The 13,502-nt window shown below is 70.7% G+C and carries 13 protein-coding genes; 7 read left to right on the top strand and 6 right to left on the bottom strand.

Annotation, left to right across the window (positions count from 1 at the left end):
• Positions 1-12 precede the first annotated feature (12 nt).
• The 4 genes from OG917_RS14245 to galU are packed head-to-tail and all read right to left on the bottom strand — an operon-like array spanning position 13 to position 3,305.
• A complete protein-coding gene (locus OG917_RS14245; RefSeq protein WP_328317972.1) occupies positions 13-537 on the bottom strand; it encodes a MogA/MoaB family molybdenum cofactor biosynthesis protein in 525 nt (174 codons plus the stop codon).
• The gene (gene moaC, locus OG917_RS14250) at positions 534-1,034 is read right to left on the bottom strand and encodes a cyclic pyranopterin monophosphate synthase MoaC (protein WP_328317973.1); all 501 of its coding nucleotides are present in this window, start codon (positions 1,032-1,034) and stop codon (positions 534-536) included. The genes OG917_RS14245 and moaC overlap by 4 nt, the downstream gene beginning before the upstream one ends.
• A gap of 60 nt (positions 1,035-1,094) precedes the next feature.
• On the bottom strand, positions 1,095-2,399 hold the full coding sequence (gene glp, locus OG917_RS14255; RefSeq protein WP_328317974.1) for a molybdotransferase-like divisome protein Glp: 1,305 nt from the start codon (positions 2,397-2,399) through the stop codon (positions 1,095-1,097).
• A 3-nt stretch (positions 2,400-2,402) separates the two neighbouring features.
• Positions 2,403-3,305, bottom strand: coding sequence for a UTP--glucose-1-phosphate uridylyltransferase GalU (gene galU / locus OG917_RS14260; protein ID WP_328317975.1), 903 nt, complete (start codon positions 3,303-3,305; stop codon positions 2,403-2,405).
• A gap of 94 nt (positions 3,306-3,399) precedes the next feature.
• On the opposite strand from galU, the gene OG917_RS14265 reads away from it, so the two are divergent.
• Entirely contained in the window at positions 3,400-3,993 is a 594-nt protein-coding gene (locus OG917_RS14265) for a 5-formyltetrahydrofolate cyclo-ligase (RefSeq protein WP_328317976.1), read from the top strand.
• Between the two features lie 74 nt (positions 3,994-4,067).
• Here the strand turns inward: OG917_RS14265 and OG917_RS14270 are convergent, their stop codons facing one another.
• Entirely contained in the window at positions 4,068-6,824 is a 2,757-nt protein-coding gene (locus OG917_RS14270; protein WP_328317977.1) for a penicillin acylase family protein, read from the bottom strand.
• A gap of 190 nt (positions 6,825-7,014) precedes the next feature.
• On the opposite strand from OG917_RS14270, the gene OG917_RS14275 reads away from it, so the two are divergent.
• The 6 genes from OG917_RS14275 (at position 7,015) to mscL (ending at position 13,119) form a co-directional block, all read left to right on the top strand.
• A complete protein-coding gene (locus OG917_RS14275; protein WP_328321875.1) occupies positions 7,015-8,526 on the top strand; it encodes a potassium/proton antiporter in 1,512 nt (503 codons plus the stop codon).
• Between the two features lie 247 nt (positions 8,527-8,773).
• Positions 8,774-10,144, top strand: a complete 1,371-nt coding sequence (locus tag OG917_RS14280; RefSeq protein WP_443059076.1) for an MFS transporter — start codon at positions 8,774-8,776, stop codon at positions 10,142-10,144.
• 66 nt (positions 10,145-10,210) lie between these two features.
• Positions 10,211-10,591 (top strand): FmdB family zinc ribbon protein, encoded by a 381-nt coding sequence (locus OG917_RS14285; protein WP_328317978.1) that lies wholly within the window; start codon positions 10,211-10,213, stop codon positions 10,589-10,591.
• A gap of 88 nt (positions 10,592-10,679) precedes the next feature.
• Positions 10,680-11,564, top strand: a complete 885-nt coding sequence (locus tag OG917_RS14290) for an S-methyl-5'-thioadenosine phosphorylase (RefSeq protein ID WP_328317979.1) — start codon at positions 10,680-10,682, stop codon at positions 11,562-11,564.
• Between the two features lie 343 nt (positions 11,565-11,907).
• Positions 11,908-12,525, top strand: a complete 618-nt coding sequence (locus OG917_RS14295; protein WP_328317980.1) for a hypothetical protein — start codon at positions 11,908-11,910, stop codon at positions 12,523-12,525.
• A gap of 123 nt (positions 12,526-12,648) precedes the next feature.
• A complete protein-coding gene (gene mscL, locus OG917_RS14300) occupies positions 12,649-13,119 on the top strand; it encodes a large conductance mechanosensitive channel protein MscL (protein WP_328317981.1) in 471 nt (156 codons plus the stop codon).
• 46 nt (positions 13,120-13,165) lie between these two features.
• Here mscL and OG917_RS14305 read toward each other — a convergent pair whose 3' ends face one another.
• Positions 13,166-13,429 (bottom strand): hypothetical protein, encoded by a 264-nt coding sequence (locus OG917_RS14305; protein ID WP_328317982.1) that lies wholly within the window; start codon positions 13,427-13,429, stop codon positions 13,166-13,168.
• Positions 13,430-13,502 lie beyond the last annotated feature (73 nt).

Consider the following 13,502-nt stretch of genomic DNA (forward strand, 5'->3'; position numbering starts at 1 on the left):
ACGGTGAGAGGTTCAGCTCATGCTCCCGGCGGGTCTGGGGTGGTCGCCGCCCCGGATCTGGTCCACGGCGTGCACCAGCAGCCGTCCGAGTACGGCGAGTCCGTCGCGCACCCCGCCGGTGGAACCGGGGAGGTTGACGACGAGGGTCGAGCCGGCCAGCCCGGCGACGCCTCGCGAGAGGGCGGCGGTCGGGACCTTGCCGAGCCCCTCGGCGCGGATGGCCTCCGGGATGCCCGGGATCTCACGGTCGAGGACTCGCAGGGTGGCGTCCGGAGTGCGGTCGGTGGGCGAGATGCCGGTGCCGCCGGTGGTGACGATGACGTCGTACGCCGCCGCGACGCCGTCGCGCAGCGCCCGCTCGACCGGGTCGCCGTCCGGGACGACCCGCGGCCCTTCGACGGTGAAGCCGAGTCCGGTGAGCGCCTCGGCGATGAGGGGGCCGCCGCGGTCCGCGTAGACCCCGGCCGAGGCCCGGTTCGACGCGGTCACCACGAGCGCGGTGTAGGGGCGGCCGGGCGGGGTGGCGGGCGTCGTCATGCTCCGGCCCCCTTCGGGTCCGGGCGGCGGTAGGTGCCGGATTTGCCGCCCGTCTTCTCCTCGACCCGGACGTCGGTGATGACCGCCCCCTTGTCGACGGCCTTCACCATGTCGATCACGGTGAGCGCGGCGACCGTGACGGCCGTCAGCGCCTCCATCTCGACCCCGGTGCGGTCCGTCGTCCTCACGGTGGCGAGGATCTCGACCGCGTCGTCGGCGACGTTCAGGTCGAGTTTCACCCCGGAGACCGCCAGAGGGTGGCAGAGCGGGATCAGATCCGGGGTGCGCTTGGCGCCCATGATGCCCGCGATCCGGGCGGTGGCGAGGGCGTCTCCCTTGGGAACTCCCTCGCCCCTGAGCAGTTCGACGACGCGTGGCGAGACGAGGACCCGTCCGCTGGCGCGTGCGGTGCGCGCGGTGACGTCCTTCTCCGAGACGTCGACCATGCGGGCCGCGCCCACCTCGTCGATGTGCGTGAGCCCTTGCTGCGTACTCATTGCTGTGGTGCTCCCGGTCAGGCCTGTGTGGTCAGACACGGTACCGCCACGGCGCCCTCCTCAGCCCAGGAGGACCACCTGGACCTCGGTGCCGGGCTCGGCCACCGCGGTCTCCTCGGGGATCACGATCAGGCAGTCGGCGTGGGCGAGGGCCGCGACCAGATGCGAGCCGGAGCCTCCGACGGTGGCGACGGTGCCCTTCTCGGCGTCGTACCGGCCGCGCAGGAACTGGCGCCGCCCGGCGGGCGAGGTGATCGCCTTGGCGGTCTCCAGGGTGGCGCGGACGACCGGACGCCGGACGTTCTTCATCCCCATGAGGGCGCGGATCGCCGGCCGCACGAACAACTCGAACGAGACATAGCTGGAGACCGGGTTGCCGGGGAGCGCCAGCAGCGGGGTGTGGTCGGGGCCGATCGAACCGAAGCCCTGGGGCTTGCCCGGCTGCATCGCCAGCTTGCGGAAGTCGATGCCGCTGCCGTGCTCGTCCTCGTCCCCGACGGACGACAGCGCCTCCTTCACCACGTCGTACGCGCCGACGCTCACGCCACCGGTGGTGACCAGGAGGTCGGCCCTGATCAGCTGGTCCTCGATGGTGGCGCGCAGCGTCCCGGCGTCGTCGGTGACCGACCCGACGCGGTACGAGATGGCGCCCGCGTCCCGCGCGGCAGCGGCCAGGGCGAAGCTGTTGGAGTCGTAGATCCGGCCCTCGGCGAGGACTTCGCCGGGCTGGGTCAGCTCACTCCCGGTCGAGATGATGACGACGCGCGGGCGCGGGCGGACGCGCACCGAGCCCCGGCCGATCGCGGCGAGCAGCCCGATCTGCGGCGGGCCGAGCACCGTACCCGCTTCGAGCGCGAGATCGCCCGCGCGGACATCGCTGCCGCGCTCGCGGACATGGGCGCCCTGTTCGGCCGCGCGGTACACCCGGACCTCGCCGCTCGCGCCCTCGGGCGCACCGCTCGCCGCCCGCATGGTGGTCGCGGCTCCCCCGCCGGTGCCGCCGTCGGTCCACTCGACCGGGACGACAGCCTGCGCGCCGGGCGGCAGGGGGGCGCCGGTCATGATCCGGGCGGCCTCGCCCGGACCCACCGTGGGCAGCTCGGCCGCGCCGGCCGCCACATCCCCGATGACGGTGAGGACAGCCGGGAACTCCTCGCTCGCACCCTCGACATCGACCGTACGGACCGCGTACCCGTCCATCGAGCTGTTGTCGAAGGGCGGCAGCGAGATCTCGACGGTGACGTCCTCGACGAGGACGCACCCCTGGGCGTCCGGAAGCTGCAGGTCGATCGGCTCCAGCGGGCGGACCGCACCGAGAATGTCGTCCAGGTGCTCGTCCACCGACCAGATCGGGGTGTTGCTCACGTGCTACATCTCCTCGGTGACATAACGGCGAAGCCAGGACTTGAAGTCCGGTCCCAGGTCCTCACGTTCGCACGCGAGTCTGACAATGGCCCGCAGATAGTCACCGCGGTCACCGGTGTCATAGCGGCGGCCCTTGAAGACGACGCCGTGCACCGGGCCGCCCGCCTTCTCGTCGTGGGCGAGCTGCTGGAGGGCGTCGGTGAGCTGGATCTCGTTGCCGCGTCCCGGCTCGGTCTTGCGCAGTATGCCGAAGACGGCCGGGTCCAGGACGTAGCGGCCGATGATCGCGAGGTTGCTGGGGGCGTCGGCCGCGGCGGGCTTCTCCACCAGGTCCGTGACCTTGACCACGTCCGACTCGCCGGTCGGCTCCACGGCCGCGCAGCCGTAGAGGTGGATCTGTGACGGCTCGACCTCCATGAGCGCCACCACGCTGCCGCCCTCGCGCTCCTGGATCTCCACCATGCGCGCCAGCAGCGGGTCCCGCGGGTCGATCAGGTCGTCACCGAGGAGGACGGCGAAGGGCTGGTCACCGACGTGCGGGGCCGCACACAGGACGGCGTGGCCGAGGCCCCTCGGGTCGCCCTGACGCACGTAGTGCATGGTGGCGAGGTCGCTGGACTCCTGGACCCTGGCGAGCTTCTCGGCGTCGCCCTTGCGGGTGAGCGCCGACTCCAGCTCGTAGTTGCGGTCGAAGTGGTCCTCCAGCGGACGCTTGTTCCGACCGGTGATCATGAGTACGTCGGAGAGCCCGGCCGAGACCGCCTCCTCGACGACGTACTGAATGGCCGGTTTGTCGACCACGGGCAGCATCTCTTTGGGAGTGGCCTTCGTGGCCGGCAGGAACCGGGTGCCGAGGCCCGCTGCCGGGATGACAGCCTTGCTGATCCTTGGTGGCGACTGAGTCATACGTAGCACCATATCCGTTGACTTCGAGGCGGAAGATGATACTCCGCTTAATAGATCCTCATATTTGAGGTTACGAGAGGATTGCGAACTTTTGATGACGCCCGGAAACTGCGACAAAACGTCCCTGCGGCAGCAACTCCTCGCCGCGAGAGCCCTCCTGACCATTCAAGACGTGGAATCGGCCGCCGCGGTTCTCGCCGGTCACGCGGTCGCACTCCCGGAACTCGCGCGCGCACACACCGTCGCCGCCTACGTGTCGGTCGGTCGCGAGCCGGGCACCCGCCCGCTCCTGGACGCGCTGCGCGACCGCGGGGTCCGGGTGCTGCTTCCTGTGCTGCTGCCCGACAACGACCTCGACTGGGGCGCGTACGAGGGCGCGGACTCGCTGGTGCCCGCCGGGCGCGGGCTCCTGGAGCCGGGCGGCGCACGGCTCGGCGTACGCGCGGTGCTCGAAGCCGATGCCGTCCTGCTGCCCGGGCTGGCGGTCGACGGGCGCGGGATGCGGCTGGGGCGCGGGGGCGGCAGCTACGACCGGGTGCTCGCCCGGCTCGCGCGGGCGGGCGAGCACCCCGCCCTGGTGGTGCTGCTGTACGGCGACGAGGTGGTCGCACGGGTCCCGGAGGAACCGCACGACCACCCCGTACAAGCCGTGGTGACCCCGGAAGGGGCCCGCCGCCTCAGCGCCTGACCCGACGGGCCCGCCCCTGCCCGCGGCGGGCCCGCGGGCGGCGCCAGGGGCCGCCCGGGCGCCGGCGCGCCCCGTCAGGGCTTGAGCACCAGCCTGTCGACCGTGCTCTTGTCGACGGCGCTCTTGCTGAAGGACCAGTCGAGCAGCGACCCGTCGGCCCACTTCTCCGTCTGGTCGGTGTAGTGCGCGCTGTACGCGTGCCCCGACTCCCCGGTCAGGTTGATCCACTGCGACTTGTCGAGGTCCTTGAGGTTCACGACCATGCGCATCGAGGGGACCCAGACGACGCCGTACCCGCCTGCCGCGTTCCAGCCCGTGGCGTCGACCGCCGCCTCGCCGCCGCCCAGGTTGAACGGGCCGCGGTTGAGCATCCACTTGAGGACGCCCGGGCCGTCGGTGCCGAGGGTCTGGTTCTTGAGCATCAGCTGGTGCAGCCGGCCCCAGTTCCAGGTGTCGACGTCCTTGCCGAGCTTGGCCGTCAGCTCCCAGCGGGCGTCCTTCATGGCCCGCCCCAGCAGCTCGTCCCGGTTGTGGGTGGCCTTGTCGAGCCGGGTCCTCGGCGTCTTCCACCAGTCGCTGTCCGGCTTGTCGAGCAGCTTGCGCACGACCTCGAACCAGCGGTCACCGCCGTCCGGCTGCGCCGAGTCGGCCGAGCGCTGGCCGCACTCGCGCACCAGCTTGTCCTGCTCGTCGGCGGGGCCCGAGGCGCTGTCGGCCGGCGGCACGTTGAGGCACTGCCCCTCGACCCGCAGCTCCTTGGGCAGCTTGTTGCCGAAGGCGAGCTTGAGGATGTTGCGCCAGACCGCGTTGAAGTACGCGGCAGCCGCCGAGTCCGACTCCTGCGTGTAGTCCCAGCCTTCGAGGAGCTTCTGGGCCTGGCGGACGTCGGGGTCCTTGATGTTCAGCTTCAGCAGCAACGGTGTCAGCAGCTTGGCGATCTCGCTGCTGTTGTCCAGCTGCATCTTCTGCATGTCCTCGGTCGAGATCTTCCCGCCGTCCTTGGTCTTCGACTCGATGAGGTCGGTGATCCGCCGGCTGCGGGTGCCGTAGCCCCAGTCCTCGGTCAGCAGGTACGGGTACTTCTTCGGGTCGATCACGGCCTGGTTGGCGGTGACGATGTAGCCGCGCTTCGGGTTGTACTCGTAGGGCAGCTGGTCGAAGGGGATCGTGCCCTTCCACTGGTACTTGGGGTCCCAGCCCGGTGCGGGCATCGTGCCGTCGTAGCCCTTGGCGCGGATCGGGATACTGCCGGGCGCCTGGTAGCCGATGTTGCCCTTGGTGTCCGCGTAGATCAGGTTCTGCGAGGGGACGTCGAAGTTCTTCGCGGCGGCCCGGAAACCGGTCCAGTCCTTGGCCTTGTCCAGGTCGAAGACCGCGTCCATCGAGTTGCCCGGCTGGAGCGCGGTCCACTTGAGGGCCACCGCGTAACCGTCGCTGCGGTCAGGGGCGGCCGAGGTCACCGGGGCCTTCTGGCCGACCTTCTCCAGCTCGGTGTCCCGGTCGGAGACCAGCGGGCCGTTGTTCGTCCCACGGACGACGATCTGCCGCGACGCGCCGCCGGCGACCTTGATGGTCTCCTTGCGGGTCGTGAAGGGCTTCTCCTCGCCGTCGTAGAGGTAGCCGTCTCCGGTGACCTTCTCCAGATAGAGGTCGGTGACATCGGCACCGAGGTTGGTGAAGCCCCAGGAGATGTCCTGGTTGTGGCCGATGATCACGCCGGGCATCCCGGAGAAGGTGTACCCCGCCACGTCGTAGTGGCAGCTGCTGGAGACCGTGCGGCAGTGCAGACCCATCTGGTACCAGAGGGACGGCAGTTGCGGCGCGAGGTGCGGGTCGTTGGCCAGCAACGGCTTGCCGGTGGTCGTCAGGTCACCCGAGACCACCCAGGAGTTGGAGCCGATACCGCTGCCGCTCGGGCCGAGCAGCGCCGGGATCTTGTCCAGGGTGTCCGAGAGCGAGGAGAGCTGCGACTGCATCCCCTGGACCGCGCCGCCCGCGGTGCCGGAACCGCCCGCGGCACCGCCCGGGTTCGCGTCCTGGTCGAACTTCCCGGTCACCGGGTCGATGCCGCCCTGCTGCACGATCGGCTTGTTCCTGCTGTACGGGTAGGACGGGTACAGGTCGCTGATCTGCTGGGTGCTCAGCCGTGAGGTCATCAGCGAACGGTCGATCTCGTCCTGCATGTTTCCGCGCAGGTCCCACGCCATCGCCTTGAGCCAGGCCACCGAGTCGACCGGTGTCCAGGACTCGGGCTTGTAGTCGTTGGTGAGTCCGAGAGCCGCGTACTCGACGGAGATCTGCTTGCCGTCCTTGCCCTTCAGATACGCGTTGACCCCGGCCGCGTACGCCTGGAGGTTCTTCTTGGTCCCCGGCGACAGCTTGGTGTCGTACTCCTGCTGCGCGACCCGGTGCCAGCCGAGCGTGCGCAGGAAGGAATCGGTCTTGACCTGCCCCGACCCGAACATCTCGGAGAGCCGGCCGGACGTCATGTGGCGCCGGACGTCCATCTCGTAGAACCGGTCCTGCGCCTGGACGAAGCCCTGGGCCCGGAAGAGGTCGGCGTCGGTGTCCGCGTAGATCTGCGGGACGCCGTAGCTGTCGCGTTCGACATCGACGTTGCCCGAGAGACCGGGAACCTTGATCTCACCGGTCGTCTGCGGCAGGGACGCCCGCACGGTGCTCACGCCCCAGTACGTCCCGTACCCGATGCCCGCGACGAGCGCCAGCACCAGGACGATCACGATCAGCCTGGCGCGACGCCCTTTCTTCCTGCGGGATTTCGTGCCGGATTGCGTGCCGGAAGGGGCGGCTGAGGTGGTGGCGGCGGGCATCGCTGTCCTTCGAGGGGCAGGGTGGTCTGTAGTACCGACGGAGCGCTGGAGCAACCATAGGCGCAGCGCCCGTCCGCACCGGACGCGGTATCCCCACCGGCATCGCACAAGTAAGCGAAGCGTCAAGGAAGCGTCAAGGATTAGGTAGGGTAACGAAGTACCTGCAGGCGTACGAGGGAAGGAACGGCCACTGACTGTCCACCATCTCAACGAGCTCCTGCTGATCTGCTCGCTCGTCCTGCTGATCGCCGTGGCCGCCGTGCGCATCTCCTCGCGCAGCGGCCTCCCCAGCCTGCTGCTGTACCTCGGCATCGGGATGGCCATAGGCCAGGACGGCATCTTCAACGTCAAGTTCGACAACGTCGAGATGACGCAGGTGATCGGCTACGCCGCCCTGGTCGTGATCCTGGCCGAGGGCGGCCTGGGCACCAAGTGGAAAGAGATCAAGCCGGTCCTGCCGATGGCCGTCGTGCTGTCGACGGCCGGCGTCGCGGTGAGCGTGGGGATCACCGCGGCGGGTGCGCACTACCTGGTGGGTCTCGAATGGCGCCAGGCCCTGATCATCGGCGCCGTGGTCTCGTCGACGGACGCCGCCGCGGTCTTCTCCGTCCTGCGCAAGGTCCCCCTGCCCTCCCGGATCACCGGAGTGCTGGAGGCCGAGTCCGGCTTCAACGACGCCCCCGTGGTGATCCTGGTCATCGCGTTCTCGACGGCAGGACCGGTCGACCACTGGTACGTACTGGTCGGCAAGATCGCCCTGGAGCTGGCGATCGGCGCCTCCATCGGCCTCGCCGTCGGCTGGCTCGGATCCTGGGGGCTGCGCCGTGTCGCGCTGCCCGCGTCCGGCCTCTACCCGATCGCCGTGATGGCCATCGCGATCATGGCGTACGCGGGCGGTGCCATCGCCCACGGCAGTGGGTTCCTCGCCGTCTACCTCGCCTCGATGCTGCTCGGGAACGCGAAGCTGCCGCACTGGCCGGCCACCCGCGGGTTCGCCGAGGGGCTCGGCTGGATAGCCCAGATCGGCATGTTCGTCCTGCTCGGTCTGCTGGTGAGCCCCCATGAGCTGGGCAGTGACTTCTGGCCCGCGGTCATCGTGGGACTGGTCCTGACGATGGTGGCGCGGCCGGTCTCCGTCCTGCTGAGCCTGGCGCCGTTCCGGGTGACCTGGCAGGAACAGACCCTGATGTCGTGGGCCGGGCTGCGCGGAGCGGTTCCCGTCATCCTGGCGACCATCCCGATGGTGTCCGGGATCGACGGCAGCTCCCGCGTCTTCAACATCGTCTTCGTACTGGTGGTCGTCTACACCCTGGTGCAGGGGCCGACGCTGCCCTGGCTGGCCAGGAAGCTCAACCTCGGCGACAACTCGGAGGCCGCGTCGGACCTGGGCATCGAATCGGCGCCGCTGGAACGGCTGCGCGGGCATCTGCTGTCGGTGGCGATCCCGGAGAAATCGCGGATGCACGGTGTCGAGGTCGGCGAACTGCGGCTGCCCAAGGGCGCGGCGGTGACCTTGGTCGTCCGGGACGGCACGAGCTTCGTGCCACTGCCCTCGACCGTGCTGCGGCGCGGGGACGAACTCCTCGTGGTGGCGACCGACCCGGTGCGCGACGCGGCCGAGGCACGCCTGCGGGCCATCGGCCAGGGCGGCAAGCTGGCAGGCTGGCTCGCCAATAGCGGTACCATGAAGCGATCGGCTTGACCCGATCGACTTGATTGACCTGATCGACCAACTCTGCCTGATGCAGAGCTGGCGCGACCGTATGGCGGTCGAGGCACCCCCGTCGCGGTGCGTGCGCGGTATCCGCGCAGGTGTTCCGCACGACGAAACGGCCCGGCCTACCGCAGTTCCGCGCAAGAGGACAGCTCTCGGCAGCTCCCGTACGCATGCCTGCGCATGCACGTACGACAAGGGGAGCGCCACCAGGCGGCAGAAAGGCAAGGCCGTGGTGTCCACGGTCTCCGAGACCCGTCCGGGGTACGGGCAACTGCTGCGCACACCTGGCGCATGGACGTTCCTGCTGCCCGGTTTCGCCGCGCGGCAGCCCTTCGCCATGCTGACCATCGGCATCGTGCTGCTGGTACAGCACACGACGGGGTCGTACGGCAGCGCCGGCGTCGTCGCCGCTGTGACAGGTGTCTCCATGGCGCTGTTCGCGCCGCAGAGCGGCAAGCTCGCCGACCGCTTCGGCCAGCGTGCCGTGCTCTTCCCCGGGGTGCTCGTCCACACCGCTTCGGTGGTCGTCCTGACGGTCCTCGCGCTGGCGGACGCCCCGCTGTGGGCGCTGTTCGTCGCCGCCGTACCGACCGGTGCGTCCGTCCCGCAGGTCGGCCCGATGGTCCGCGCGCGCTGGGCCGCGAAGCTGGAGGGCTCGCCCCTCATGTCGACGGCCGCGGCCTTCGAATCCGTGACGGACGAGTTCACCTTCGTCATCGGCCCGGTGCTCACGACCGCGCTGTGCACCGGGATCCACCCGGCGGCCGGCCTGATCACCGAGGCCACCCTGACCCTGATCGGCGGACTCGTCTTCGCCGCGCAGCGCCGCACGCAGCCCGCGGTGAGCGGCCGTGACAACGGACACACGTCCGTGCGGCCCGTCTCCGCGCTCTCGGTCCCCGGTGTCCGGGTGCTCGCCGTGGCCTTCCTGGGCATCGGCGCGGTGTTCGGCGGCATGCAGGTCTCCCTGACCGCGTTCGCCGAGGAGATCGGCCGGCCAGGCGTGAACGGTCTGCTGTACGGGGTCTTCGCCGCGGGCAACATGCTCGCCGGCATCATCTGCGGCGCCATCGCCTGGAAGATCGCACCGAAGTCCCGGCTGCTCGTCGCGTACACGGCACTGGCCATCACCGCGTCCGGGCTCTGGGCGATGCACACGGCGCCGCTGATAGCGGGGCTCGGGCTGCTGGTCGGCCTCTGCATCGCACCGGCGCTGATCAGCGGATACACCCTGGTGGACACCCTGGTGCCCGCTTCGGCGCGCACCGAGGCCTTCACCTGGCTGACCGGGTCCGTGGCACTGGGACAGGCCGCGGCGGTATCGGTGGCGGGCGAGCTGACCGACGCGTACAGCTCAAGCGCCGGGTTCCTGGTGCCGATGGGCGGCACAGTGCTGGCCCTGATCACCCTGCTGGCTCTGCGGTCACGGCTGACGCCGCGCGACGCGGGGCCGGGTGCGGACCCGCAGCAGGCCGTCGGCCGGGAAGTGTCCGGAAGCACGGAACTCGACGCGTCGACAGGCGTCGGTCGTGGGATCGGGCGCGGCACCAAGCCCGGCGCCGCGCGTGGGATCGGTCACCGTGTGCCGGTCTCAGTGGACTGATCCAGCGGAATACGTCACTATAGAGCGTCGTTAGCACTCACTGAGTGAGAGTGCCAGGAGGAGCAAGTGCCGACCTATCAGTATCAGTGCACCGAATGCGGCGAGGGCCTGGAGGCGGTGCAGAAGTTCACCGACGAATCCCTGACCGTATGCCCGAACTGCGAAGGACGCCTGAAGAAGGTGTTCTCGGCGGTCGGCATTGTCTTCAAGGGCTCGGGTTTCTACCGGAACGACAGCCGCGGCTCCTCGTCGAGCAGCACGGCGGCGTCTTCCAAGCCCGCGGGTTCTTCGTCGGACTCGGCCTCGTCGGGCTCTTCGAGCTCGTCCGGTTCTTCGGGTTCGTCCGGCTCTTCGGGCTCCGACGCGAAGGCCGGTGCGTCGAAGACGGCCGGTTCGGCGTCGGCCTCCTCGTCGAGCAGCTCCTCCAGCGGCAGCTCGGCCGCCTGATACCGGTTTCCCGGGACCCTGCCGTCACCGACGGCGGGGTCTTCGGTGTGTCCGGGGCCACTCCCCCGCCCCCGATAGTGTGACCGGCATGGTGAATGTGGCGAACTCGGCAGACCAGGCGACCGCTGGGCACACCGCGGCCCCGACGGCGGACATCGGTGTCATCGGCGGCTCCGGCTTCTACTCCTTCCTGGAGGACGTGACCGAGGTCGCGGTGGACACCCCCTACGGGAAGCCGAGCGACTCGCTCTTCCTCGGCGAGGTCGCCGGGCGGCGGGTGGCGTTCCTCCCCCGGCACGGACGGGGCCACCATCTGCCCCCGCACCTCATCAACTACCGGGCGAACCTCTGGGCGTTGCGCTCCGTGGGCGTACGGCAGGTGCTCGGCCCGTGCGCGGTGGGCGGGCTGCGGCCGGAGTACGGGCCGGGGACGCTGCTCGTACCGGACCAGATGGTGGACCGTACGAAGGCGCGCACGCAGACGTACTTCGACGGCCGGGCGCTGCCCGACGGCACCGTCCCGAACGTGGTCCATGTGTCGCTGGCCGACCCGTACTGCCCTGCGGGCCGCGGAGCGGCGCTGGCCGCGGCCCGCAGGCATGCGTGGGAGCCGGTGGACGGCGGGACCCTGGTCGTCATCGAGGGGCCGCGTTTCTCCACCAGGGCCGAGTCGCGCTGGCACGCCGCGATGGGCTGGTCCGTGGTGGGCATGACCGGTCATCCCGAGGCTGTGCTCGCCCGCGAACTGGGCCTCTGCTACACGTCGATGACGCTGGTCACGGACCTCGACGCGGGGGCCGAGGCCGGCGAGGGCGTCTCCCACGACGAGGTGCTGAGGGTCTTCGCCGCCAATGTGGACCGGCTGCGCACGGTGCTCTTCGACGCGGTGGCCGGACTGCCCGCGAAGCAGTCGCAGGGGTGCCACTGCGCACGGTCGCTGGACGGGGTCGACCCGGGGATCGAACTGCCCTGAGCGGCGGGTGGGATCCTGTGCCGGGAGTGCCGGGCAGGGGTCCCGTGCCGGGAGTGCCGGGCAGGGGGCCCTGTGCCGGGGCAGGGGGCCCTGTGCCGGGGCAGGGCCCTGTGCCGGGCAGGGGGCGGGATCCGATGCCGGTGTATCGGTACGGGTGCCGGGGCCGGTACAGGGGTTGGGGCCGGTACGGGGGTTGGGGCCGGCACAGGGGTAGGGCGCCGGGGCCGGGGTGAGTCGGTTGTCCACAACTCGCGAGTAGTCCACAGCTCTCGGCGGGATGTCGCGGGACGCCGGATCGTGGGAGGAGCTCGCCCCAGACTCCTCACACCAGGCGGTGGTTGCCATGATCCCCATGCCCGTACCGGTCGTGTCCGCGCCCGAGCCGCGCGGAGTGCCGCCGTTCGCTCCCCTGCGGGTGCGTCCGGGGCGGTATCGCCTGCGGCGCGCTCTGGGCCGCCGGCGGCGCACGGCGGTGGCAGGGGTGATGCTCGCGGCTGCCGCACTGGCTACCTGGGCCCCACGCGACGCCGGGGACGCGGAACCCCCGGCCGCCGCCGCCAGGGCCCGCCCCGGGCCGGACGGGCCGGCGGGCGTGCGGGCCCGCCCGCCAGGTTCCCCCGCGGCCTCCGGCCGTACCGCCCCGGTATCCGCGCCGGTACGCATCGCCGACGCTGCGACCGTCCGGCTGCTGGCCCGCGGCGACCGTGTCGATGTCATCGCGTTCGGCGACACCCCGGTGGGAGCCGGTCCGGTGGGTGTCGACCCGGCGGGTTCCGGCCCGCCGACGGCCGGCCGTACGGCGCGGGTGGTGGCGACCGGAGTCCGGGTGTCCGATGTGCCGGTCGCGGGCGACACCTCCGTCGAGGCGGGCGCGCTCGTCGTGCTCTCCGTCTCCCGTGCGACGGCGACCGCGCTTGCAGGCGCCGGAGCCACCTCGAAACTGGCGGTGACCCTGTGCTGATTAGCACTGACGAGCGGCCATGTCCCCTGTCGGGGCAGGCCAATTGGACACCTTCGTGGCGCAGCGCCTTAGGTGGCGGGACGGGCTGTTCCGCCACCGGCGCACAGGGAGAAGGACCGACTGATGAGCAGAGAGAGTCCCACCGTGCTGGAGGGCTTCAAGGCCTTCCTGATGCGGGGGAACGTCATCGACCTCGCTGTCGCCGTGGTGATCGGCGCCGCGTTCACGGCCGTGGTGAACTCCGTGGTGAAGGGCGTGATCAGCCCGCTGGTCGGCGCCTTCGGCACCTCACAGCTGGACTCCTACAAGTCCTGCTTCAAGGCACCCTGTGCCGTCAGCGCCTCCGGCGACGTGACCAGCGGTATCTACATCCTCTGGGGGTCGGTGCTCAACGCCGTCCTGACCTTCGTCATCACAGCGGCCGTCGTCTACTTCCTGATGGTGCTGCCGATGGCCAAGTACCTCGCCCGCAAGGCAGCCAGGGAGCAGACGCTGGAGGAGGAGACGGCCGAGGCGGAGGCGGCCGAGGTGGCGCTGTTGCGGGAGATCAGGGACATCCTGCTCGCCCAGCGCGGTTCGGGGCACAGCTCCTGAGGGCACTCCTGGGGGCGCAGCTCCCGGGGCCAGGGGCGGCTCAGATTCAGATGTGGTGCGGCGGCTTCTCGTCGAGGAACCGCGCCAGGTCCGCCGCGCTGCCGCCCGACGATGCCTGCTCGCCCCAGCCGCGGTCCGTCTCGTCGGCGGACTGCTGGTCGAGCGGATCGTCGAAGACCACCTTGGCGCGCGGCTTCGGCAGCGGCTTGGACACGGCCTCCGGCCCGGAGGCCGACGGCGTGGTGCCGGGGCGGGTCTCGGGGCCGCGGTCACCGTCGTCGCGGGGGCCGGAGGCGGGGGCAGTGCTCATACGGCAAGGGTACGGCGCCCGGCCGCGGTGCGGGCCCGCCCGCCCCCGGCCCGGCCGGCAGCCCTTTCGGCCC

It is taken from the genome of Streptomyces sp. NBC_00388, assembly GCF_036061255.1.
Classification (GTDB): domain Bacteria; phylum Actinomycetota; class Actinomycetes; order Streptomycetales; family Streptomycetaceae; genus Streptomyces.

Coding starts and splice junctions, on each gene's coding strand:
- OG917_RS14290 (WP_328317979.1), top strand. CDS start 10,680: ATGGTGAATGTGGCGAACTCGGCAGACCAGGCGACCGCTGGGCACACC.
- OG917_RS14270 (WP_328317977.1), bottom strand. CDS start 6,824: ATGCCCGCCGCCACCACCTCAGCCGCCCCTTCCGGCACGCAATCCGGC.
- moaC (WP_328317973.1), bottom strand. CDS start 1,034: ATGAGTACGCAGCAAGGGCTCACGCACATCGACGAGGTGGGCGCGGCC.
- mscL (WP_328317981.1), top strand. CDS start 12,649: ATGAGCAGAGAGAGTCCCACCGTGCTGGAGGGCTTCAAGGCCTTCCTG.
- galU (WP_328317975.1), bottom strand. CDS start 3,305: ATGACTCAGTCGCCACCAAGGATCAGCAAGGCTGTCATCCCGGCAGCG.
- OG917_RS14265 (WP_328317976.1), top strand. CDS start 3,400: ATGACGCCCGGAAACTGCGACAAAACGTCCCTGCGGCAGCAACTCCTC.
- OG917_RS14305 (WP_328317982.1), bottom strand. CDS start 13,429: ATGAGCACTGCCCCCGCCTCCGGCCCCCGCGACGACGGTGACCGCGGC.
- OG917_RS14245 (WP_328317972.1), bottom strand. CDS start 537: ATGACGACGCCCGCCACCCCGCCCGGCCGCCCCTACACCGCGCTCGTG.
- OG917_RS14295 (WP_328317980.1), top strand. CDS start 11,908: ATGATCCCCATGCCCGTACCGGTCGTGTCCGCGCCCGAGCCGCGCGGA.